Raw genomic sequence first — 21,627 nt, forward strand, 5'->3', positions numbered from 1 at the left:
CTCCCCCAAAGCCCCCATTACATTGACAAAATAGGCCTAATTGAGTTTTGCCGCGCTTTCAGCGATACATTGAACGATACCTTGGTCAACATTCTACCGCAAGAACAGAAATGGATCTATGGGCCTCGAAACGCGGAAATAATTTCCGGATTCCGCCGATTATGGATAAATGGGCGCTCCCTACCGGTTTGTATTTCGGAAGAATTGGGCAGCGGCCAATATTGCAAGAAACCGAAGCCACAAGATTAGCATCTCAAGTCAACAAAAATGCCAATTGGGCGAAAACTAATCTTATTTATGTTGTACGAAAATTTGTTTTTCGCATCGCATGTAATGACATTGATGCTAGCGCATCAGAATGCGACGACGCTTACAGTCGGTGCAGATTCTGGTGCCAGAGGCACAATGTCCACGCGTTATCCAGCCATCCCGGCGCGCTCCAGAAACCTGAATAATATTCCAACACCTGCCCAGAGCAATAAGATGTTCCGAACTCCAGTTTTTCCATTTGATATTGGCGGAGCATGGCTGGGGCACTAGGACACATGTACCAATTTACCTTGCAGGAGAACGGAGTAGCTTTGGTCATTGTCAGAGACAGAGATTCACTAACGCCGGGCAATCAACATACCCAATTCATGGGTCTCTCTTGGATTGGGTATGTTTGCATAAGGACTGCACTTGGATGTCGATAAAACCAAATCAGATGGAGCACATGAGGCCTTCACTTGTCGGGCGCATTTTTACTTTGATATTTTGAACTTGGGCAGGATTGCGTATTCCGGGACGATCCGGCCACTGATTCCGATAGCATCCGGCCACCCATTCCGATTTGATCCGGCCGGGGATTCCGGGGCATCCGGCCACCCCCATTTCAACCCAGTTTAGGCTGCTGCGAGGCGATCTGTAACAGGGCTACTGTTCCGTTCCTTTGGATGGAGAGAGCCCTTTATGAAGAGATTGCCTATGCGGAAGATAAGGGAAGCCCTGCGGCTTCGGGCGGATGGATTTTCAGGCCGCCAGGTGGCGCAAAGCCTGTGCGTGGCCCGTGCGACGATTTCGGAATATTTTCGGCGCGCTGATCTGGAAGGTTTGAGCTGGCCTCTGTCTGCTGATCTGTCGGACGCCGACCTTGAGAACCGCCTGTTTCCCGTTTGCCCCGGCGATGTCCGTCGCGCGGTTCCTCAGCCTGTCTGGGCGCATGTGCATGCCGAGTTGCGGCGCAAGGGCGTGACGCTGTCGCTGCTGTGGGAGGAGTATCGCGGGGTTCATCACGATGGATACGGCTATAGCCGATACTGTGAGCTCTACACCCGCTGGGAAGGCAAGCTGTCTCCGGTGATGCGTCAGCGTCATCCTGCAGGCGAGCGGCTGTTTGTCGATTACGCGGGCCCGACAGTTGATGTTGTCTGCCCCAAAACGGGAGAGGTGCGCACCGCACAAATCTTTGTCGCGACGCTGGGAGCGTCCAATTACACCTATGTCGAAGCCAGCTGGACACAGGGCCTGCCGGACTGGGTATCCAGCCATGTGCGTGCCTTTGAGTTCTTCGGTGGCGTGCCTGCGCAGCTGGTTCCAGACAATCTCAAGGCAGGCGTCACCAAGGCCTGTTTTTATGATCCTGAGATCAATCGCACCTATGGTGATATGGCGGCACATTACGATACCGCCATCGTTCCGGCGCGGCCTGGAAAGCCGAAAGACAAGGCAAAGGTGGAAGGCGCTGTTTTGCTGGCCGAGCGCTGGATTTTGGCGCGGCTGCGCAACCAGCACTTTTTTGGCCTTGATGAGGTGAACGCTGCCATCCGGCCATTGCTGGATCAGCTCAACGGCAAAGTCAGTCGCCATCTTGGTGCAAGCCGCCGCGATCTGTTTGAACGCCTGGATCGGCCCGCTCTGAAGCCCTTGTCTATGGAGGCCTATGTTTATGCCGAATGGAAGCAGTGCCGCGCGGGCCTCGATTACCATGTCGATATTGGCCGCCATTATTACTCGGTGCCGCATCAGTTGCTGAAGCAAAAACTATGGGCAAGGATCACCGCACGCACCGTAGAGGTATACTTTAATGGGCAACGCGTTGCCTCTCACGCCAGAACCTCGGGCAATCGCCAGCACTCCACGATCCGCGATCACATGCCCGCCCATCATCGCTTCCGCGAGGATTGGACGCCACAGCGTATCCGCGGGCAAGCTGTGCGCATCGGCCCAAATGTTGAGGTCTTTGTCGATGTGATCATGCGCCAGCGCAAACATCCCGAACAAGGATACAGAACGTGCCTCGGTGTTTTACGGCTGGCCAAGACCTTCGGGCGGGAGCGCCTGGATGCCGCCTGTTTGCGTGCGCTTGAGATCAACGCCCACTCCTACACATCCCTGCATTCCATTCTGAAGAATGGTTTGGACCGTCAGCGCCGCGAACCCACCACGGACGGCCCTGCGATCACTCACCCCAATATCCGTGGTGCGGATTACTTCCATTGAAGAGGATAGAGAATGCTTGATCACCCAACGCTGGATCAGCTCAAAACACTCAGGCTCGACGGCATGGCAGAAGCCTTTGCCGAGATGCAAAAACAGGACGGCACAGCCGGGCTTAGCCACGCTGAATGGCTTGGGCTGCTCATTGATCGAGAGACCGCCAGTCGTGAGACGAGGCGATTTGAAAGCCGCATGCGTACAGCAAAACTGCGCCACGTCGGTGCCTCGCCGGAGGACGTGGATTACAAGTCGCGGCGCGGCCTCGACAAAGCCATGTTCCAGCAGATGCTGACCGGGCGCTGGATCAAGGACAAGCGCAACCTGATGATCACTGGCCCCTGCGGCGTTGGCAAAACATGGTTGGCCTGCGCTCTGGCGCAAGCCGCCTGCCGAGACGGTATCACTGTGCTGTACAAGCGCATGCCACGTCTCTTTGATGAATTGGAACTGGCCCATGGTGACGGACGCTTTCCGCGTCTGTTCAAGGCCCTTACCAAAACTCAACTGCTAATCCTGGACGACTGGGGACCGGATCGCCTCAATGCCAGTCAGCGTCGTGACCTTATGGAAATAGTCGAGGACAGATACGAGGTTGGATCAACCTTGATCACAAGCCAATTGCCCATCGACACCTGGCATGACGTGATCGGGGAACCCACCTTCGCCGATGCCATTCTCGATCGCCTCGTACACAACGCCTATCGCGTCGAACTCGACGGCCAGAGCATGAGGAAAACCAAACTCGGAACAGGTGACGAAAGCATCCAATCCTGATAACCAAATCATCAGGCCTCGCAGCCGCTATATAAGGGTGGCCGGATACCCCGGTTTAGGTGGCCGGATGTTATCGGAATGGCCGGCCGGATACTCCGGAATGCGCACAGGATCAAATGCGGCGAAGCCATATGCGAAAAATTGTGGTGATATTGGTATCAATTGTTATGGCGACGTCAGCCACTAGGAAAGTCGATGCCAATGAATGGACAACTATCTCCGGCAAAAACGCAAATGGTCTGGCATTCGCAAATATGCGGACTGAGATGCATGAATTCGCATTCGAATTTTACTGCGATGGAAATGATTGGGAAGACAATCGTCTTGGTATAAAGCTTTTCGCAATCTCGCTCCCAAGATTATATGCGCAAGATGACGCGGACGCCAGTTTATCCCTCCGCTTCATCTTGTCCGGAGGCACCTCTTATCGAGAGCGTCTGGGCGCCAACTATTTTGACGGCGGTCAGGGAGATCAGGCCTGGTTTGGTTCGATCAATGCCGGCAAATCCGAGCTTGATGCTTTAGCGGCGTCGCATCGTCTGGACATCTTGAATCAGGATGGTGAGCTTGCCTACACTTTTGGGACTAAGGGCAGGGCTATTGGAGTTGCCGCGATCCGCAAACACTGCAAACTTGGAGCGAAGTGAGTGGAAATATCCAAAATCAGACGATGTGCACAATGCCACCAACCCAATCTGATGCCGGTTTCGCGCAAGATGCAGATTTACAATTCGATTGTTCATTACAAGTGCGGAAATTGTGATGCTGAAGTCGACATCACGCCTGCTGCCAGCATAGGTGTCGCGACAACGGTTGGAATTCTGGCACTTGGGTTTTGGGGGTGGGTTCTCTTCAGAGGCAGCGGCTCTCCCGGATTTATCGCTTTATCGCTATATGGCGTAGTCGGCCTCATCTATTTCTGGTTTACGCTTACTCCACTCATGAAGCATTTCCGGAATCCGTTGCTCAAGCATGGTGAACCGGTTCAGACGCCTGTTGACCCTGCAAATGCCCACATCGCCAGAAGACCAATTCTCTGGATAGAGAGCCTTGGGTATTTTGCCGGCTTGATCGCACCACTCATCTTCATAATTTGCGTCTTGGGTGGTGCAGCGCTGATTGGTTATATCAATTTCACCTATTTCTGAGCCAAACTCAAAGTTCCAAGCACTCAGGATCCCCTACAAAATTTGACGATGGGTGCTGACTTCACCGCCGTCACGATCCGCCATTGTTTTGGAGAGTCCGGGAGACTGTTGCGGTCTTGCCTATTTCTTGCGCGCCTGCCTATACCAAAAAATGCCAACTCCAAGCGCCCAGATCAAATCAATAAACCAAACGACAATTCCGAAAAATACAAGAAAAACGGTTGCCGCGAGCACCAACGCGCAAGCCAGCAGCAGCAACTGAATGGTCCCGACAACCGGCTTCCGCATAAACAGGGTGCCGAGACCCGGTACGACCAAATTGCACAGGATTTGAAGCATGTGTGAGCCCTCTGAGATTTTCTGGTTTTAATGGTATCCAGGTTGAAGCGAATTTCTCTGATCACTTAAGACGGTGTGTCCAGCGCATCCGGTTTTCGGTCTCTTGAGCGCCACTCATTTATAACGTACTGCTGATTCATGATGGTTTGGGAATTCGGGGGGTAAAGCATTGGTCGGCAGGATTATTATTGCTGACGATCACCCGCTATTCCGTGAAGGTTTGCGACGTATCATTCAGCGCGTAATTACGGCGTCTCTTGTCGAGGTGACGGACACGGAATCCTTGTTGTTAGAGGCGCAGAAAGACGAAGCTCCGATCATGATGCTGCTTGATCTGGTGTTCCCCGGCTTCAAGGGTGCGGAAACTGTTGCTGATTTGCGCAAGGCATATCCTGGGTCAGCTTTGGTTGTTATTTCAATGACTGACGACAAGACGGTTGCGGACGAAATGATCGCGGCGGGGGCAAACGGTTTCATCTCGAAATCCGTCTCCGCCGACGAAATTATGCTTTCCATCAACAAAGTCGTCGAGGGTGAAATTGTTGTCTGTCTGGATGGCGATGATTCGATCGGACAAAGCATTATCCCGAACCTCCCGCAACGGCACATCGATGTGCTCGTCGGATTGGGCCAGGGAAAAACAAACAAGGAAATTGCGCGCGAATTGGGGATTTCTCCCTTTACCGTGCGCGCACATATTTCCGCAGTGTTCAAGTCACTGGGTGTATCCACTCGCTCGGCCGCATCGGCATTGGCCGTTTTGTATGGCTTGATATAACTCATCAGCTTGCGTCGGCGTAGTTGGCTGTCATTGCCAATAGGACAGATCGCAGTTGCATTGGCGACACAGGCTTGTGGAGTGTCCAGAATCCCTCCTGTTTTGCAAATCCCTCGATCTGGTCGGTGATGGTGCCGCTGATAATTGCGGTAGGCACCGGGGCTCTCTGATTAATTTCTCTTGCAAGCTCGATGCCGTTTTTCGGGGTATTGAGGTGATAGTCCATAAGCAGCACGTCAAAGCGTGCTGGAAATTCCGACATGGGAGTCCTGGTCTCCACGTCATAGCCCCAATTCTGGAGAAGGTTCTTCATTGCCTTCATCACCTGAGGATTGTCGTCGATGATCAGCACAGTCTTGTTGGGCTTTTTGAAAACCTCACTGGAAACGGCAACAGCTTGTTCTTGAATTGGTCGGGACGAAACGCGAAGTCCCTCAATGGCGACATGGGTACCGACACCCTCTGTCGACCTGAAATCCACATCCAGACCCAGAAGGCGCGCCGTCCGCGATACAATCGACAACCCCAAACCCAGCCCATCCCTGCGGCCCGGACCGTGCGGATTGCCGCGAACAAACTCGTTAAAAATCGCTTCCTGGAGATGATCCGGCACGCCAATTCCCTGATCGAGAACATGAACACTCGCCGCGCCATTTCTGACCCTTGCACCGAGAAGTATCTTGGCTCCCGGGGCGTATTTGACAGCATTGAAAACCAGGTTCTGGAGTATCGAAGACAGAAGGGCCTTGTCGGTTTTCACACTGATCGAAGTGCCGACCAGCTTTATGGTACCACCATGCTCTTCTGCTTCAGGCAGCGCTTGCCGCACGGTTTGGCGCAGCACTTCATCCAGAGAAAAAGTTGTCAGGTCGGGTTTCAGGCCGCCGGAATCCAGTGAAGTGACATTGAGAAGGGATTTGAACAAATTGGAAAGATTGTCGATGGACAGATCAATTGTATCCAGAACATCTTCCCCGTCGGCATCGAGTTTTTGATCCCGCAAGCACTCGGTAAGAAGCCCGATGGCATGTATTGGCTGACGCAAGTCGTGATTTGCCTGCGCCAGAAACTGGGTCTTGGCGGCATTGGCTATATCCGCCTTCTTTGCAGCAGCGAGATATTTATCTGCCAGATCGAGATTTTCGAGTTTGGTCGCCAGATACTCGGACAACTCCTCGCTGGTGTCGTTGGCCAATCCACACATCATGACAGCGAAGATGAGGACGAGAACCCCCAGCAGAACAAAATCGCCGCCGATCATGAAAATCCGGATGGCGAGTAGCCCGGTAAAGGGGATTTCGTAGAAAAAGAACGAGAACTTGAATATGCCCAGGGAGCGAGCGGCAGCGGCTGAAGCCCCCGCCACGATTGCCATCTGGATGGAAAAATGCGCCGGGTTTTGAACGTCCAGCCCGAAAAAGAGAAACGTACCCCAACTGGTGCCAACAAGGGCAAAAAGCGCGTGCAGTTTGTTCTGCCAACGATCCAGATTGAGCTCCCGGCTCGTCGGGTTTTCAGCTTGTTTGCCGAGAACGTAGAGCAGAGTTGGCGTCACCAGAATTTCCCAAACGCCCCACAGTGCAAGCCAGTGCAGCGCCAGCACATCCCAGGCGAGATAGATGAGTACGCTTGCTGAAGCAATGTGGCCAAAAAAATCTTGGCGGGCGCACGCGCAAACAAGCGGGCGCGGTCCGCCTGGAAGTCAACGTCACCGGGAAACAGCGTTTTCATACGACGTCTATCCTAATAAACACGCCCTAACCTAGCCCGGCAGAAGAGCTGGCGCACTAGTACATCTGTCCCAATTGCAACAGCCCGTCTCTCGCATCTAGCTTTCAGCCACCTTGGCAATAAGCAATGATTGGAAGCGAAAATGGTTGGAAATCAAAACTCAATTAAAAAACTGACTTTCCTGGGCGGAGCATTGTTGTGCGCTTTGTCGACCGCCAGCCTGGCAGGCACAAGCGCACCCTTTTACTTCAGTGATCATGCCGGAAATGTGCAAGGCCTGTACACAGATACCCGTTGCAATGGAATACAGAGCGGTTGCGTTGGATTTGGACGGTACTGCAACACGGATTTCTATTCGAATTCATATGCACTTAAAAAGGCAAAAGAGACCTGGCAATATCGAGGATACATTGGCATTCGCCAAAACTCAGGAAATAATTCCGTGGTATGTGAACTGAAGAAATAGCAAATTTCATGAAATACCTGTTTCTAATTCTTCTGTTCATTGCATCTGGGTGTTCGTCAACGTGGGAATCCTCCAGCGCTGTCTCGACACGAGGAAGCGGTGAACAGAGAACGATTGTTGCGGCTAGCACTCAACGGGCTGAAAGCCTCAATGGCGACGAGGTGTTCCTGCTGATTTACCGCGAAGGCGGATTTGTCGGCTCCGCGACAGCATGGCCAGTTCAGTACAATGGAACCAAAATTGGCGCACTGAAAAACGGATCGTTTATAGCCATCAAGACAAATGCCGGGATAAAAACGCTCACGCCGGAATCCCATCTCGGTATCTATTCCGAAGGGGTGGAGCAATTTGAGCTGAACGCCGATGCCGGCCGCACCTATTATTTGAAGCATGGTCCGGATTCAATCTACACCTCGAAGGTCAAGATCAGGCAAGTACCGGCGGCAAAAGCCAGCGCTGAAATCGCAAAATATTCGCTTGTGAAAGTTATCAACGAATACAGAGGCTCAGTGGTCAAATCCGAAGGCAATATCAGCTCCGTCATCGGAAGGGTGTTTATTGAGCGGGGAATCAGGACATTGCCGGCCAGACCAGGCTCCCCGTTGTACGTTGGCGACAAGGTCAATGTGGAAGAGGACTCGAGAGCGAACATAATCATTCGTGGCGGGCTCATCAAGATCACCGAGAAGATGTCTTATCAAATACCAGATGCCCCAAAAGCCGCGCCGCCGCCCGGCATGGCATCAAAGGCGTGGATCAAGATCAAGAAACTGCTTGAGGGGGAGAATTTCGAACTCAAGGGGGCAACGTCGACCGGGGGTGTGCGCGGATAGAGGCAGACAGGGTGAGCGCATCTTTCCGCCTACTCAATAGCGAAACTCATTCCGACCACATCAATCCCGGATCACCTTATGGGGCAGGCCGAGCAATCTGGCGCAAGGCAAAAGCGGGCGTTCCAGGCTGCGCCATCAAAGACGTCCCTTGGCGTTTGCCGCTCCGCCGGCGCCGATGATTTGCGCAGTTTTCTCAGAGACGGGCTCCACCAAGGGAACATCACCATGCCTTCTGAACTCATGTTTACCTCAGCAATAATTGTTGCCTATCTCGCGCTGTATTGCGGCGCGCTCTTTCTGCGCAATGCTTCCGGCCGTGCGGCATTCCATTTTCTAGTCGCGTCCATGGTAGCCGTGACTGCGAGCATTTTCATAAGCAAAATGGATATGGCTATTTGTGACGGGGAATTTTGTGTCTTTCTTTTGCTCGTGTCCGCTCAACTAGTCACATCCATTCTTGTTTCCAAATACCTTGGACTTGATATATTCTTCGCTGTAATGCCCGTTACATTTGCAATAATTGCTACATCCATATTCTTCGTTGCAATAATCGTATTGGTTTTTCCATCAGTATTGTGTCTCGTATCGGCATTTGGGTTTTGGCTGTTTCCTTTCAAGGAGAACCAGCGGGCCAACCGAGAGCGCAACCAGCCTGCGACAGACAGTGAATGAATAGCCCTTGGATTCGCAGGCACGTTCTCCCTCGATTCAGAGGCATGAGAGCCATCATGAGCACAGTCATTTTGGTAACAATTTCAATCACGACAGCCTAGCTGAGCGCGACTGCCAGGTTGCGAATGGTCTTGAAGTCATTGGGCGTCAGTGCCCAATCGCTTTATGTCGGGAAAGAAGCGGCTTGGCCAAAACAGGTTCCCGCGCCGCTTTAATGGATTTCTACGCAGGCAAAATCCCTGTTAGCCAACAACATTGATGAACACCGTATAGCGTCCCGTGCCAAGCATCTTGAACACCATCACGTCAAGCAAGCCGGGAACTCGGCCCTGCGAAATCTGGCGTTTGAGTGCGGTGAGATTAATGTTGCAATAAGTTACGAGCTGACCGGTCTCCAGCAGCGCGCGGTTTGCTGGTTTACCGAAAAAACTGTCATGACTATCCATCTCGCTGCCGGTTTTGAATTTGTGAACATTGGCGCGATCCTGACGCAGGATCTGTTCCGCATTCGACAACCCCACCCCTTTGGAGTTGTAAAGATCCTGCTCCTGGATGTCGGCCAAATAGTTCACAATGAACCGGGCGCCTGGATATGTCTTGCCGGCATCATAGATGTCATAATCGACACAGCCCTGAGCAAACGCGGCACTATTGTTCACACACAGAAATATAAACGCAGCGAGCCAAAAACGCATTATGAAAGCCTCCAATAAACGAATAACATTCTGAAATACCTACAAGATTTCTGCATATTGCAAACAGACTTGTTGCGTTTTCAAAATGGAAACTGTAATTACCCACCCCCGAATTCGTGATTTCCGGTTCTTCTACCGGCCTATGCCAGGACGGATGCGATGACCTGGAAGGGGTTTGCGCCTTTGAGGCGGGCGGTGTCGATGGTCGTGCGTACATCCGCCTCTGCTTGGGCGGCCCACATGGCGCGATATCCGTTTGTCACCTTTCGCTGAATGACCCATGGACGGAGCTTTCGCTCAGATGTGTTGTTGGTGACATCGACTTCTCCGGGATAGTCGCAAAACGTCAGCAGCTGATCGCGGGCCCGCCCGATCTTGGCCTGGAGCTTTTGGGCCAGGTCGCACGAAGTCGGGGCGCATAGAAGCCCGGCAAGCTGTTTATCGAATTTGCGCTTCTTGCTTGCGACGGTAGACGCAGCGAATGTGCTTATGGCTCTGGCGAAATCAAACACACGGCCAAACCAAAGCTGGAAGCGAAGAGGGAGATCATCCTCGCCATGTTCCAGCGCAAAGGCTGTATCACGCGCCAAATGTGCAAGGCAGGTTTGATGTCGATGGCCGTGAGATTGCTGGGCTGAATACCGATCAGATATCCATACCTCGGGGACATGGCCGCCCATGGTCTCGTGAACGACCCGTGCTGCACGGGAGTAATCGGGCTGGTGGACAACAGCATCCTTGCAATGAAAAACCCAGTGTTGGGCATTTGTGCCCTCGATACGCACACCGGTTTCGTCGCTGGCGACAACGCGGGCGGCTCGAAGGCTGGCCTTGGCGGCCTGTGCTGTGGCCTGGAAGCTCGGACGGGAGCGGGAAAACATGTTCATGATCGCGCCCTCGCTCACATTAAGGCCGAAGATATCCATGAACACACCGCTCAGGCGTTCGTAAGACAATGCATGGAAACTCTTGAGGTAGATCGCCAGCGCGTGAATGCCTGGCCCGAACGGCGTTGCGGTTGCCACGGCAGGTGCGGTGGCTTTTGTTGTCGTGCCGCATTGCGGGCAATGACAGGAAAAACGCCGATGCCGGGTGACATGAGGACGGATCGCAGGAATATCGATCTCGTCATAGGCCCCGGCCAGCACCATCGTATCATCACCGGAAAACGCATGGCCGCATCTCTTGCAGGCGGTCGGTTCATGATCGCGAAACATGTCGGCAAAATCCGCCAGCACCCTATTGTGGGGTTCATGCCCGGGCTTGGCTCCACCCGGTCGTGAGTTGACGCGTTTCTCTTTCTTGTCCGTCGAGGGCGGCTTGGAAGACGTCCGAGAATCCTTGGAAGGCCGTTGGAGCCGAAGCACCATCTCGATCAATTCGTCCTTGCTCAGCTGCTGCAAATCAGTCCGATCCATATCATCATGGATTCAGACATTGTGGTGCATGGCAAGGGGGTGGGTAATTACTGGAAACTAGCGAAATTCGGGCTTGGGTGTCTACATGTACAGATGTACAGGCTAGCAAAGCAGCCGAGGCATGAATGTCGTCTTCATGCGCCGCGGACTTTGTCTGCTTTGCAACCACAGGAACCAGGCTCTGATCGCGGAAAGAGCTTTTTGGGGAGGTGGAAACCGATCTCCTTTGGTTCAATCAGCGGATGGCTCAAACTGCTCCGCGTTGGGGCGACAGTTACGCCGACCCCTTGAATACCCGGATTTCGACAGCCTCCGACAATCGCCAGCCAGACCGTAGCCGCTCATCCGGCGTCTCCGATCGAGACGGTTAAGTGCGGCGAAGCATAGATGAAAATCCCGTTCGCGAGCTTGCGACATGGTACATCTGTACCAATTGCCTGTGATCTGCTTTCGGCTCCAATGTTGACGCATGACAACCGAACATTTTTCAGGATTGATCTATGACTGACAAAAGAAGCTCTCTACAAATAGTCACTTTTCTTGCAGGAGCACTGTTGTGCCTCACTTCGGGAGCCGGTCTGGCTGAAACCAATGGATCGGGTTCCTTGCTTGACCAGGCTGAAAATCAGCGAACCATACACACAGATTTTCCGTCGATCTCAGTGATCGCCGCAGAGCCCAATCCACATCAACCGGACATCGAGATTTCGGCGCAAACGTACAAATCACGTTGGGATCAGGTCGGCGGCAGCTTTACGACAGGCTGGGTGCCAAACAATTCACAGCCGGTTTGCTACTCAAGCGCTCAATGCAACTGCAACGGCCAGGACTTGTGTGGCACGTTTTACTCCGGACAAATCAACTACTGGTGGCCGCGTGGATGTCACAAACCTCCGATGAAAATTCAATGCAGTTCGGTTCCTGACTAATAGGGATTCCTGATCGGCAGCAAGGCACGCAGAAGCGAGTTTCTGAAGCCGGATACCAGGTCCCGCGATACGACATCAAAATTTCCAAGTGCATCTGGTGTTGCCGGGAATGGCAAATTCAATTTTCGGACAGGTTTTCTCTTCAAATGCAATTCAGGTTCTTCTCATCGTCTCGTAGCTCAGCAAGGCAACTTGTGCTTTGCTTGATTGCTCTGTTCTCTGTCTGCAGTACCAATGTCGGTGCTGTGGAAGCGAAGGATGATATCCTTCAATTTTATTCCGAGCTGCGGGAAATGGCCAGTTCGCAATTGGAGTACAGGATCGAGAAAAGAAGCGGAAAATGGGTCGTCAAGGCTTCGGCTTGGGACGAGTATTTGCCGATCGAAGTTGATAAACGTAATGGTTACATCAGGATTGTGGACGAAGGGACCGGCGGCGGTGCCGAAGAAATTCAGGTGGTTCTGTGGCGGCTGGAAAATGGCGATCCACTAGTTGGAATATCCCAGTCGATATTTGATGAGGGAGTTCCGGCCACCCATGCACTCCTGTTTTTTCGCAAGCGAAAAGAAAGTTGGTTGAACGTAACGGATTCTGTCTTCGAACCCGTCAGGCCTCGTGATTTCATCAGGGTAGCTCAGACGCCTGAGGACCGGATGTCCCTGACCACGATTGGAGCCCGCGTCTATTACGAGCTCCCTAAAACGGGAACGACAATTGGCGCCTATCTGGCACTGAAAACGGAAATGATCAACGCGGTTTGCAGCGGCTCCGACATGATCGTCGTCCCCGAACCTGCAATTTATCAACACTATTGCAATGATCTGAATGGCCGGATGGCAAATGCCATGCGGTTCGATTGGAACAAGCAGGACGTCACATTTTCCCCCGGCGTTCCCGTTTATGTTGAGTTCATGCCCTGGAGCATGCCGGAAGAAGGTGATGGCGCATCTGCAGATTTGTCGCAAAACCAGATTTCATGGAAAACGAATGCCGGTAAAGACAGCCGGGGGAAAAAATATGCATATTCAAAGATAACACAGGACGACAATAGCTTTTCCCTGAGATGTTCGCAGGACTCTGACCAAACGCATGCATTGCTCATTGGGGAGAATATCCAGCTGTTGAGCAGAGAAGACGACACTGAAATGGTGCTCAATATTGTTTTCGTGTCGAGTGACAGAGTGTCTCCCAACTACCCCGTCAGAATGTGGTATTTTGGCCCCGACAGAGCGTGGACCGGTCAATTCCAACCAAGCGCGGCTTTTCTAAAGGGCTTTGCCGCTGCCGGGCATATGATGATCACCAATCAATCGGGCCAGGAAATTGCCAGTTTTTCTGCTCGCGGCACCTCTGAAGCAAAAAGGGCAATGGCAAGTCACTGCGAGAGCTATTAATCGGCTTTGTCAACAATTTTCCTTCCATCTCATTTAGAGAACCGATCGGCAGCTTCTGCCTCAAAACCTCTGTTTCATTAATGCCTGGGTTTCAATCGAGACCTGCCATAAAGACGTGAACGGAGTTGTGGACAAATGTCTGGGCCGCCGCGCAATAAAATCCGACAAATGTCAGAAATATGGACGGAACCGTCTTTCAATGGACCGGAGGTCTAGGTCGAGTTCAAACCAAGGATGCCGCTTGGCGTTTTTGGTGAGAACGATGTTGTGTCTTTGTATATTTTGGTGGCCGGATTTACGCATTGTCGAAAAATGGTTGAGCAACCGAGCGAGGGAAGGTCACCAAATTTTTTGCTAGTACATGTGTCCTAGTTGTAGCGTCTGACATTTTTTGGTTTCATCGGCACGGCTTAATGGAGTGAGGAGAGCGCATACTGGAAATAGGTGCATGCAAATTTCCATGATTGCGCCCAATCTAGAAAAGGGAAATCAAATGCAAAAAGTGATTCTTGCCGCCATTTTTTCAATAGCTTTCATTGCTGGACCAAATATTGCTCTGGCTGGTTCAAATTCGAAGATTGTGGAGATTGCAATGATGTCTCCTGCACTCATCAATCTTGAAACAGGAGAAGAAAAAACTGATGTGATTAATATCTGCAACGATGCCAAAATGGCTTGTGTTCACGGCGTAGATACTTGCTGCGGTGGCAATGCCTGCCCGGAAGAAGGCGTATGTCCATAAAACCTTGGCACAAGCGCCAAGACCACAGCTAAATATATGTCCTGCCCAGAAAACGCGGGCCATAAACATTCGATTATCCAGCGATCAGACGTCTAACTGGCGTTCCTCACCACTGAATGTTGTGTCCACATTCATGTTATCTGATGTCGCCTACGAGAGGAGATCGTCAACTACCATTGCCATCATTCAATATGTATTGCCAGCAAGCTTGTTTCAGGAAAGTTGAGCAATGCTGCTGCGATTCCTCCGCAAACGCCGTGATCGGAAGTAATGGGGGAAAGCGAATATGATTGATTAAACGGCGTTTGAAAAACGGCACTGAACATGGCGGTTCAGGCAGGCTTCAGATGCCGCTTAGGACGGAATGGAAAGAGACCATCGGCGTAACGTGCAGCAAGTTCTTCGAAGACATCTTCGCTTTCACGAACATCAAACCCCTGAAGCTCAAGGCCATCAACTATCTCATCGCGCAACCGGTCCAGCGCCTGGCGTTGTCCTAGATGGTGCTTCTCGGCACTCATGATCATTTTCCACAGCAGCATGCGGGCCAGATCATCTCGCGACGGCCGACAGCGAAAACGGGCCTCATCTCTCACTCTCTGCTGGCGGGCACGCTGCTTGGCATTTCTGTCCCCATTTGTTTTTCTTGTCATCCTGATCTCCCTGTTCATCGTGGAAACCCAGTCTGATGGCCGGCGATGCAAGGAACAAACGCCGTTTGCCTCCCAATGTTGACAATCTGGAAGGGGGGGCCGCGGCTTGGTTTCGAGGTCACCAACCCCACTGCCACAAACGGCGTGCAAAGAGGAATCGCGGTTTCCCGGCTTCGAATCGGCAAGACCGAGTCCAGAATCGCGGCAGGATAAATTGAGCTGACTTGTTTCGAGTTGCCCGCACGTCATTGCGGATTGAGCTGGCGTCGCGATGACTTGAATCGGGTCACCTGCACGTTGCTTCAATGGATATCAAATTGCGGCGCGCTGTTTGCTGAATTCCCTGCAGCCGCCTTTGAGTGCATGGAGCGTTGGAAGCGCCAACAATCTCCAAGCACGCCGCCGCAACTTGCCGTTACCAGAATCCACGGGCCTGAATTACCGTTGGCGTCAACGGCTGATGCGGGGCTGCATCCATTTGGGTTCATCGCCCGAGACCTTTCGGATTGTCCGTGCCAGCGCATCGCTCAGGTCAACGACAGCATTGTAGTGTGCGCTCTGGGGCTTGAGGTCGCAAAGCAGAGGGACCAAGTCTTTATGCATGTCTGTCGTCCAGGCGACGAGGTCATCAATCTGTGCCGAAGTGAGTTCCGGTTTCCGCTTATGTCTTTTTGTCATAATGAGCCTTCCTGAAAGAGGGCCCGCCCTGGCTCTTGGTTAGCTGATTCACGCCTTAACGCAAATCATGACCGTGAAGGCCGCTGATCGTCTGACGTGAATCGCAGATTCCTGGGTTGGAAACGGCTGCGCTGAGATCGGATCCGCCAAGGCTGAATTTGGCAACGCAGGGACTGATTTCCGAAACGGCGAATCCTGGGTCGGAATCGCCGTTTCAGTATTGAGAATCGCAAAGGCCGACCTGGGAATCGCGGGCGCCGGGTTTGGTAACGCGGAAGCCGAATTCTGAATCGCAGTTTCAGGGCGCCGCTTTTTTGGAGCCGGTTGCGGCGGCATTCATTTCTTGAACAAGCAGTGCTCTCACTTCGCCGCCATCCAACGTCTTTGCTTCTGCAAGGCGGGTTGCCAGTGCCAACAATGCATCCTGATGCTGGGACAGCAGTTCGAGAGCCATCCTCTCTGCGGCCTCAAGCCGGTCATGAACATGCTGCGCAAGCTGTCGATCAAGGGAAAGCATGGAGGGCTGTTCTTCCAATGATCGATAGAGCAATGGCTGAACCCTGCCGAACCCGATGTTCGTTTCAGAGTCAGTCGCAAACTTGGTCGCTCGTGCAAGGTCAGACCTTTCACTACCGCCAGCGCCAACACCAGCTTCGCCAAAGATGAGCTTTTCTGCTGCTTGTCCAGCGAGTACACAAGCAATCATCTGATTGAACCAAGATTGAGTTTGGACAACACCCTGTCGCATTTCGCTTTCGACATAGCCGCCAGACCCATTTCCAACGGTCACAGTAAAGACGGTTGCGATGTCGAACGCAGTCCACGCCAGCGCGTGGCCTGCTTCGTGGACAGCGATGCGCCAGACGAGGTCTGGTGGCATAGCTGCCTGGCCCGCGGTAAGCGCTGCGTGGATGTCGCTGTAAGTGAGCTGCCTTTTTTCACGGCGAGCTTTCTGACGAGCCTCACGGATCAGACGCTCGATGTCTGCACCTGTGCTACCAGCAGCAGCCAGCGCCAAAGGCAGGAGTACCGGGTTCACATCGGGCGCTGCAGCCAAGAGATGAGAATTATCCATTGATGAGCACTCCTTCCTTGCTGTCGTGGAGTTGATCACTGCCGTTGCCGGCAATGGTGGTGTTGGTCTGTGCAAGCAAAGTCTCCGCCGAACTGTTGCGACCGGTCGACCTGCCCATCTCACTGCTGTTCAAGACCGAGTCGAGGTCACTTCCTAAGTGATGCGCAATGATTTTTACCAAGGCAGCGGTATCGGGTTGTGGGATGATGATGTGCTTTTCAAGACGGCCTGAACGCAAAAGTGCAGGATCAATCTTGTCTGGCCGGTTGGTTGCTCCAACGACAATGACGCCTTCCGTTTTTGCCGCTCCATCCAGCAATTCCAACACGCGGTTTACGAGGCTCGACCAGTAATCATCATATGGTCGGTCACTGCTGCCGCGGTTTCCGATGTTGTCGACTTCATCGATGAACAGGATGCAAGGTGCACTGCGAGTGGCATGTTTGAATGTTGCATTCATCGCTGCCAGAACATCGCCAAGATTCGACGCTTCCAGCCATCTCGCAACCGACGTCGCGATCAGCGGAACCTGAAGCGTGTTGCAGAGTGCCTTTGCGAATGTTGTCTTGCCCGTGCCGGGCGGCCCGGATAACAGCAGCCGTGAGCTGAGATCGGGCCAGCCGACTTCCTTGTTACCGAATGCTTCAAGGTCGAGCTTGAGATCAAGCGCCCATTGCTGTGCATCACCATAACCGGCCAATCTTTCAACGAAGAGGTGATCCTTTCCGGACGTCGGTTTGGCAGATTGTTTCGCCGTCTGCCCCTTGCCTGATTCTGGCGCAGTCAGTTCTTTGTCTGGCTCGATGATGTCGAAGCAGCCCGAATATTTCTCGCGCTTCTTTGCATCAGAGCGTTTTAGCAAAGCGCCTAATCGGCCCTCCTTTTCTTCGTCCTCCTTTGCTTCTGCCATGGCGCGGTTTTCGGCTTCAAGCGTCGTCAGGATTGCCATGATTTTGGTCGGTGACCGTCCAGGGCGAATTGCAATCGCGAGATCATCAATGCCGAGATGACCGGGCTCGAAATCGAGTTCCGTCATGAGGAACCAAGTCCGAGTGATCGGGATGTTGTGGCAGATTGCAAGCACATCTGCGATCAGGCTGGCATCAATTCCGCTTCCCGAGATCACCATGTCCGCGACAGCGACAAGCCGAGCCGGTAGGGGCTGATCACGCTCGTCGCAAATGATGAGCGGTTTGAACGCCGTGAGAACCCGCTTCGATACGATCGTGCGAAGTTCGTCATCATCATCATACCGCTTTAGCGAAGCGCTCCCGAAACAGCTGAAGGATTTCCGTGGCGTTGTATCCGCAAGTGCTTTGAAGCGGCCAGTCAACGTTGGGCCTTCTGCTATCGGTTCAAGCGACACATGAAACGGCAACGGCAAGCCGTCTTCGAGAAGACAGCCGAAGTGTCGTTCGAAATCCCTGACTGGGACCTGGACAGCAACAATCGATTTCCTTCGTTTCATGATCGAGAGCAGTCGGTCAAGGCCGTGCTCATCCCGCTCGATTGCCCTTGCTAGAAGTAGTGCTGCAGCAACTTCCGGAACCTTGGGTGCCGGCGCAAAGCCTGCAACAATCGAAAGAACATAACCCCTAAGTGCCGCCATTTTCTGAGAGGACAAATTGGCCGCCTTACCCTCTCCAGGAACTGGGCCACCTGATTTGGACGTCAGGTTTGCGGGCGGCTCACTTTCACCGCCAGCTTCAGGCAGCGTGTCGGAATGTCCCGAAGCGTTTCCAGCAGACTTGGCGGATGCGCCAACAGTTTCATCAGCGCCGTTTTCTTCATCCAAATTGAATGCATCGAACTCGCCAGATCTGATCCGTCTCTCGATTTGCTTCCTGTTTCGTGAGGATGCCTCCAAAAGCGATTGGACCAGTTTCCGGTCCTGATCGACATCACCGGAAATCAGCACTGCCATTTCCGCGGCGAGGTTCCAGACCACCCCGCCGTGCTCAGTTTCGGCGAGCGGCTGACTTTCGAGAATGCCAGCGTCCATGGCCTGCCCAAAGGATTTAAGCCGAGCGGCGCGCTTCAGTCGAGCAATGAGATATTTGGAGACGCGTTTGTTGATCTTGCTCATCACTTTTGCTCCTCGGCGCATGTGGAATACTCCGCGATTGTCTGGATGTTGGCTGGCAGGAACCGTCTGTTTCCATCAAGCCAGTCTTTCAGGATGAGGGCCGCGGGATGCTTGAAGCGGCACATCAGATCAAGCCGCCGCTTTAGATGTTTGGTTAGCTCGGCCTTGCCGGTATAATCTGGTCCGGCGCGGCGAAGGATGTTGCGGACAAGACCTGGAGCCATCTCATCGATCAGCTCAGGCGTCGGGTTGCCCTTCATCGTCAGGATTTCAATTCGCTGGCGATGTCGATGCAGTACGTCATCTCCCGTACTTGCGTGAAGCGGAGGTCGGAACTCGGGTGAGGGTTTGCTCTGCCGCCGCTTAGGCTTGCGCGTAAGAGGTCTTTGAGGGTGGACCGAGGTAGCGGAAGGATGCTTCCGCTGCTGCTTTGGAAACGCGATGACATTGCTTTTGGTGGTGGGATCGGATTTACGCATGACAGATTTCTCCTGCGCCGGATCGTTGGGATCGGCGGGTGTCGTGAACAAAAAAGTTGATGAGTGAGTGGAGGCAGGCGTCCGTCAGTGACGGGTAGGCGCTTGAGCAAAGCCCAGTTTGATCAGCTGCGCATTGCCGCTGACGTCCATGACGTCGGCTTCGTCAGAAGACTGATTATCCTCGTCATCAGTCTCCACCTCATAGAACGTGCCCTCGGACTTGCCCGGGGGTGCTATCGGCGAATGACAGGCCTGGGCGAAAGCCGCGCATGCCTGTTTCCAGTGTTCGTCAACACGAGAGCGAAACTCTGCCTGCAAAGATGCGATCGCTGCGCCAGCACCTTCAACTTGAACCAGGTGGTCCAGCTGCGAGAGATGCCAGATACCGCCGTTCAGGTCCGTCTTCCGACTGTCAGCAGTCAGGATAACGATCCTGACTTCCTTGACGTTCAGGCGTTGATGTTCCTTGTAGAGGAAGTCTGGCAACGAAAGACCCGCCGCTTTCATGCGGTTCTGTAGATCAACAAGCCGAACGCGGTCATATGTGTAGACACTGCGTTTCGCATCGACCACGTGCGCCGTATTCGTGCGTTGATTGAGAATGACAAAGTCCGGCGTATATGTCTTGCGGCCGCCCATGTCGGAATCGAACGTTAACGCCCTGAAATTCTCGGCGTGATTCATCTCGACGATTTGCAGCGCAGTTGGCGAAACTGGTAACCGCAGGTTCTGCGTGAGGACCTTCAGGTCCGTATTGCACCTGGCAACTGCAGCGATGCCGAGTTCGATGAGCCTGCCTTCAATTGCAGGCAGTGGACGAAGCACAGCGGCAAGGGCATCAATACCGCCAGATAGTGCTTGTGCAATGGCGTCTACCGACAGCGAGGGATCGACGAGTTCGTTGATGAACGCATCGAACTGCTGCTTCAGTTCCAGAGAATTGGCGGAATGCGCATACACGGGTGCAGTGGTTTTCTTGAGTTTGGTCATGGAAATCTCCTGTGGGGAGCGATGACGGCAGCCAGGCAGCCTCAGAGGCTCGTATGCGGAAATAATTTCCGCATTGGCTGTCCAAGATGGGGAAGCCTGAGCTTTAATGTCGGCGAGGAACTGGCGCTATCGCAGTGAAGTGAAACGATCAGCGACGAGAGAACGAGATAGGTGACCGCCATAGGTCGCCAGCCCGCGTAATGCGTTGCCGTGATCGGGCTTCAACAGGAGAGGGGTGGGATCGGTCTTCCCCATCGGGGGAGATAACGATAAAGGTCAACATAGCCTTATGCCTTCTTACCAAGGTTGCGGGTCAGGCCCTCGTTCGATGTTGACGCATCGGCGGGGGCCGTTAAGTCACTGCAGAAATTCAGTTTCTGGCGACAAACGATAAATAGTCCGGAGTTGCTTGTCCGGCAAGACAAAAAAGAACGTATCCGGAACAGAGCTCCGGAGTGGTTAACAGATGACGCGGGCGTCTTGAAAGACCAGCCAAAGAACAACTACGCAACTAGCATGTTATGCGGCTCTCTTGTCGGCTGAAACGCTTAAAGTAGTTCCAAGACGGACAGGATTTTCTTGCAGCTGCCTTTCCGATCGGCGGTTGGTAATTGTGTCTGTGATCAGGCTGACCTCTTCCTGACTGCGCTCCTGAGAAACTGATAGTCGCAATCGCTGAATAGCCGATTTCGACCCCACGGCGGCGGTGCCTCGTCCAGCTGCGGACCGACCTGTTACAGACATTGGCAATGGTCGTCAGAGCGCATACTATCTGAACGTCGATACAACAGAGGTGCCATCATGGACCGGGAACCAAACCTGATCATTTCAGGCATGTCGCGGCGGATTGTCGAAGACGGCGTTCCCTTTAAGATAGACATCTACAAGCTTGAAGGTGGAATTGGGTGGACGCTGGAAGTTGTGATCGACGACGGAACATCAATCGTCTGGGATGATTTGTTTGACGACGACAGAGCCGCTTTCGAAGAGGCTGTCACCACGATTCGAAACGAAGGTGCCATGGTTTTCGCTAACGGTGGATCAAACGTGGTCCCGTTCAGGAAATAAGTCGCGTAGTGATCAACTGACGTCCTCCACCCACTTATTGGGTGACAGTTTTGCGCCCTCAGCGCGGCCGTTCGCTTTCTTGGTCCCAGCTCCTGCAAGCAGTCATTCGCTGCACTCTGCACCGAGGTCCTAAGAGGGCGGGAAGCTGCCGTTCACTACGCTGGGAACGAATGGCCTAAATGGGGTAGGGAGGGAACTGGC

22 protein-coding genes are annotated in these 21,627 nt (G+C 53.1%); 12 read left to right on the plus strand and 10 right to left on the minus strand.

Features of this window, described 5'->3' with window-relative positions; all coding sequences use genetic code 11:
- The first annotated feature begins 951 nt into the window (after positions 1–951).
- From istA to OEG84_RS23605, 6 genes are all read left to right on the plus strand, one after another.
- Entirely contained in the window at positions 952–2,481 is a 1,530-nt protein-coding gene (istA, locus tag OEG84_RS23580) for an IS21 family transposase (protein WP_267652423.1), read from the plus strand.
- A gap of 12 nt (positions 2,482–2,493) precedes the next feature.
- A complete protein-coding gene (gene istB, locus OEG84_RS23585) occupies positions 2,494–3,252 on the plus strand; it encodes an IS21-like element helper ATPase IstB (protein ID WP_267652424.1) in 759 nt (252 codons plus the stop codon).
- A gap of 131 nt (positions 3,253–3,383) precedes the next feature.
- Complete coding sequence (locus OEG84_RS23590; RefSeq protein ID WP_267654793.1) at positions 3,384–3,899, plus strand: hypothetical protein; 516 nt, start codon at positions 3,384–3,386, stop codon at positions 3,897–3,899.
- 51 nt (positions 3,900–3,950) lie between these two features.
- Entirely contained in the window at positions 3,951–4,400 is a 450-nt protein-coding gene (locus tag OEG84_RS23595) for a hypothetical protein (protein WP_267654794.1), read from the plus strand.
- A 48-nt stretch (positions 4,401–4,448) separates the two neighbouring features.
- Positions 4,449–4,745, plus strand: coding sequence for a hypothetical protein (locus OEG84_RS23600; protein WP_267654795.1), 297 nt, complete (start codon positions 4,449–4,451; stop codon positions 4,743–4,745).
- 163 nt (positions 4,746–4,908) lie between these two features.
- Entirely contained in the window at positions 4,909–5,517 is a 609-nt protein-coding gene (locus tag OEG84_RS23605; protein WP_267656335.1) for a response regulator, read from the plus strand.
- A 4-nt stretch (positions 5,518–5,521) separates the two neighbouring features.
- Here the strand turns inward: OEG84_RS23605 and OEG84_RS23610 are convergent, their stop codons facing one another.
- Positions 5,522–7,120 carry an ATP-binding response regulator gene (locus OEG84_RS23610; protein ID WP_267654797.1) on the minus strand — a complete coding sequence of 533 codons (1,599 nt, stop codon included), beginning with the start codon at positions 7,118–7,120 and terminating at the stop codon, positions 5,522–5,524.
- A 602-nt stretch (positions 7,121–7,722) separates the two neighbouring features.
- On the opposite strand from OEG84_RS23610, the gene OEG84_RS23615 reads away from it, so the two are divergent.
- Together OEG84_RS23615 and OEG84_RS23620 are read left to right on the plus strand one after the other, a co-directional pair.
- Positions 7,723–8,547 carry a DUF2846 domain-containing protein gene (locus OEG84_RS23615; RefSeq protein WP_267654798.1) on the plus strand — a complete coding sequence of 275 codons (825 nt, stop codon included), beginning with the start codon at positions 7,723–7,725 and terminating at the stop codon, positions 8,545–8,547.
- A gap of 78 nt (positions 8,548–8,625) precedes the next feature.
- Positions 8,626–9,219: a hypothetical protein gene (locus OEG84_RS23620; RefSeq protein WP_267654799.1), complete on the plus strand. Its 594-nt coding sequence runs from the start codon at positions 8,626–8,628 to the stop codon at positions 9,217–9,219.
- Between the two features lie 242 nt (positions 9,220–9,461).
- On the opposite strand, the gene OEG84_RS23625 is transcribed toward OEG84_RS23620, so the two are convergent.
- The gene (locus tag OEG84_RS23625; RefSeq protein ID WP_267654800.1) at positions 9,462–9,914 is read right to left on the minus strand and encodes a hypothetical protein; all 453 of its coding nucleotides are present in this window, start codon (positions 9,912–9,914) and stop codon (positions 9,462–9,464) included.
- Between the two features lie 140 nt (positions 9,915–10,054).
- Entirely contained in the window at positions 10,055–11,332 is a 1,278-nt protein-coding gene (gene tnpC / locus OEG84_RS23630) for an IS66 family transposase (RefSeq protein ID WP_267651873.1), read from the minus strand.
- 500 nt (positions 11,333–11,832) lie between these two features.
- Here tnpC and OEG84_RS23635 point away from each other — a divergent pair, with 500 nt between their 5' ends.
- From OEG84_RS23635 to OEG84_RS23645, 3 genes are all read left to right on the plus strand, one after another.
- On the plus strand, positions 11,833–12,261 hold the full coding sequence (locus tag OEG84_RS23635) for a hypothetical protein (protein ID WP_267654801.1): 429 nt from the start codon (positions 11,833–11,835) through the stop codon (positions 12,259–12,261).
- 146 nt (positions 12,262–12,407) lie between these two features.
- Positions 12,408–13,655, plus strand: coding sequence for a hypothetical protein (locus OEG84_RS23640; protein ID WP_267654802.1), 1,248 nt, complete (start codon positions 12,408–12,410; stop codon positions 13,653–13,655).
- Positions 13,656–14,103: 448 nt separating this feature from the next.
- On the plus strand, positions 14,104–14,397 hold the full coding sequence (locus OEG84_RS23645; protein ID WP_267654803.1) for a hypothetical protein: 294 nt from the start codon (positions 14,104–14,106) through the stop codon (positions 14,395–14,397).
- Between the two features lie 182 nt (positions 14,398–14,579).
- On the opposite strand, the gene OEG84_RS23650 is transcribed toward OEG84_RS23645, so the two are convergent.
- The 7 genes from OEG84_RS23650 to OEG84_RS23680 all read right to left on the minus strand — a co-directional run bounded on the left by OEG84_RS23650 (position 14,580) and on the right by OEG84_RS23680 (position 20,358).
- A complete protein-coding gene (locus tag OEG84_RS23650) occupies positions 14,580–14,723 on the minus strand; it encodes a hypothetical protein (protein WP_267656336.1) in 144 nt (47 codons plus the stop codon).
- 6 nt (positions 14,724–14,729) lie between these two features.
- Positions 14,730–15,068 (minus strand): hypothetical protein, encoded by a 339-nt coding sequence (locus OEG84_RS23655; RefSeq protein WP_267654804.1) that lies wholly within the window; start codon positions 15,066–15,068, stop codon positions 14,730–14,732.
- A gap of 432 nt (positions 15,069–15,500) precedes the next feature.
- Complete coding sequence (locus OEG84_RS23660; RefSeq protein WP_267654805.1) at positions 15,501–15,728, minus strand: hypothetical protein; 228 nt, start codon at positions 15,726–15,728, stop codon at positions 15,501–15,503.
- A 298-nt stretch (positions 15,729–16,026) separates the two neighbouring features.
- The gene (locus OEG84_RS23665; RefSeq protein ID WP_267654806.1) at positions 16,027–16,803 is read right to left on the minus strand and encodes an FtsH/Yme1/Tma family ATP-dependent metallopeptidase; all 777 of its coding nucleotides are present in this window, start codon (positions 16,801–16,803) and stop codon (positions 16,027–16,029) included.
- Positions 16,796–18,889: an AAA family ATPase gene (locus OEG84_RS23670; RefSeq protein ID WP_267656337.1), complete on the minus strand. Its 2,094-nt coding sequence runs from the start codon at positions 18,887–18,889 to the stop codon at positions 16,796–16,798. Before OEG84_RS23670 ends, OEG84_RS23665 begins: the two co-directional genes overlap by 8 nt.
- Positions 18,889–19,368, minus strand: a complete 480-nt coding sequence (locus tag OEG84_RS23675; RefSeq protein WP_267654807.1) for a hypothetical protein — start codon at positions 19,366–19,368, stop codon at positions 18,889–18,891. Before OEG84_RS23675 ends, OEG84_RS23670 begins: the two co-directional genes overlap by 1 nt.
- Before the next feature lie 84 nt (positions 19,369–19,452).
- Positions 19,453–20,358: a hypothetical protein gene (locus OEG84_RS23680; protein ID WP_267654808.1), complete on the minus strand. Its 906-nt coding sequence runs from the start codon at positions 20,356–20,358 to the stop codon at positions 19,453–19,455.
- Between the two features lie 801 nt (positions 20,359–21,159).
- Here OEG84_RS23680 and OEG84_RS23685 point away from each other — a divergent pair.
- Complete coding sequence (locus OEG84_RS23685; protein ID WP_267654809.1) at positions 21,160–21,426, plus strand: hypothetical protein; 267 nt, start codon at positions 21,160–21,162, stop codon at positions 21,424–21,426.
- The last annotated feature ends 201 nt before the right edge of the window (positions 21,427–21,627 follow it).

The organism is Hoeflea algicola (genome assembly GCF_026619415.1).
GTDB lineage: Bacteria > Pseudomonadota > Alphaproteobacteria > Rhizobiales > Rhizobiaceae > Hoeflea > Hoeflea algicola.

Bases quoted from the DNA above. Each gene is read 5' to 3' on its own strand.
- tnpC (WP_267651873.1), bottom strand. From the start codon at position 11,332: ATGGATCGGACTGATTTGCAGCAGCTGAGCAAGGACGAATTGATCGAG.
- OEG84_RS23650 (WP_267656336.1), bottom strand. From the start codon at position 14,723: ATGTTCAGTGCCGTTTTTCAAACGCCGTTTAATCAATCATATTCGCTT.
- OEG84_RS23680 (WP_267654808.1), bottom strand. From the start codon at position 20,358: ATGACCAAACTCAAGAAAACCACTGCACCCGTGTATGCGCATTCCGCC.
- OEG84_RS23685 (WP_267654809.1), top strand. From the start codon at position 21,160: ATGGACCGGGAACCAAACCTGATCATTTCAGGCATGTCGCGGCGGATT.
- istB (WP_267652424.1), top strand. From the start codon at position 2,494: ATGCTTGATCACCCAACGCTGGATCAGCTCAAAACACTCAGGCTCGAC.
- istA (WP_267652423.1), top strand. From the start codon at position 952: ATGAAGAGATTGCCTATGCGGAAGATAAGGGAAGCCCTGCGGCTTCGG.
- OEG84_RS23675 (WP_267654807.1), bottom strand. From the start codon at position 19,368: ATGCGTAAATCCGATCCCACCACCAAAAGCAATGTCATCGCGTTTCCA.
- OEG84_RS23590 (WP_267654793.1), top strand. From the start codon at position 3,384: ATGCGAAAAATTGTGGTGATATTGGTATCAATTGTTATGGCGACGTCA.
- OEG84_RS23595 (WP_267654794.1), top strand. From the start codon at position 3,951: ATGCCGGTTTCGCGCAAGATGCAGATTTACAATTCGATTGTTCATTAC.
- OEG84_RS23660 (WP_267654805.1), bottom strand. From the start codon at position 15,728: ATGACAAAAAGACATAAGCGGAAACCGGAACTCACTTCGGCACAGATT.
- OEG84_RS23645 (WP_267654803.1), top strand. From the start codon at position 14,104: ATGCAAATTTCCATGATTGCGCCCAATCTAGAAAAGGGAAATCAAATG.
- OEG84_RS23670 (WP_267656337.1), bottom strand. From the start codon at position 18,889: ATGAGCAAGATCAACAAACGCGTCTCCAAATATCTCATTGCTCGACTG.
- OEG84_RS23640 (WP_267654802.1), top strand. From the start codon at position 12,408: ATGCAATTCAGGTTCTTCTCATCGTCTCGTAGCTCAGCAAGGCAACTT.
- OEG84_RS23665 (WP_267654806.1), bottom strand. From the start codon at position 16,803: ATGGATAATTCTCATCTCTTGGCTGCAGCGCCCGATGTGAACCCGGTA.
- OEG84_RS23620 (WP_267654799.1), top strand. From the start codon at position 8,626: ATGGGGCAGGCCGAGCAATCTGGCGCAAGGCAAAAGCGGGCGTTCCAG.
- OEG84_RS23625 (WP_267654800.1), bottom strand. From the start codon at position 9,914: ATGCGTTTTTGGCTCGCTGCGTTTATATTTCTGTGTGTGAACAATAGT.
- OEG84_RS23635 (WP_267654801.1), top strand. From the start codon at position 11,833: ATGACTGACAAAAGAAGCTCTCTACAAATAGTCACTTTTCTTGCAGGA.
- OEG84_RS23655 (WP_267654804.1), bottom strand. From the start codon at position 15,068: ATGAACAGGGAGATCAGGATGACAAGAAAAACAAATGGGGACAGAAAT.
- OEG84_RS23615 (WP_267654798.1), top strand. From the start codon at position 7,723: ATGAAATACCTGTTTCTAATTCTTCTGTTCATTGCATCTGGGTGTTCG.
- OEG84_RS23600 (WP_267654795.1), top strand. From the start codon at position 4,449: ATGGGTGCTGACTTCACCGCCGTCACGATCCGCCATTGTTTTGGAGAG.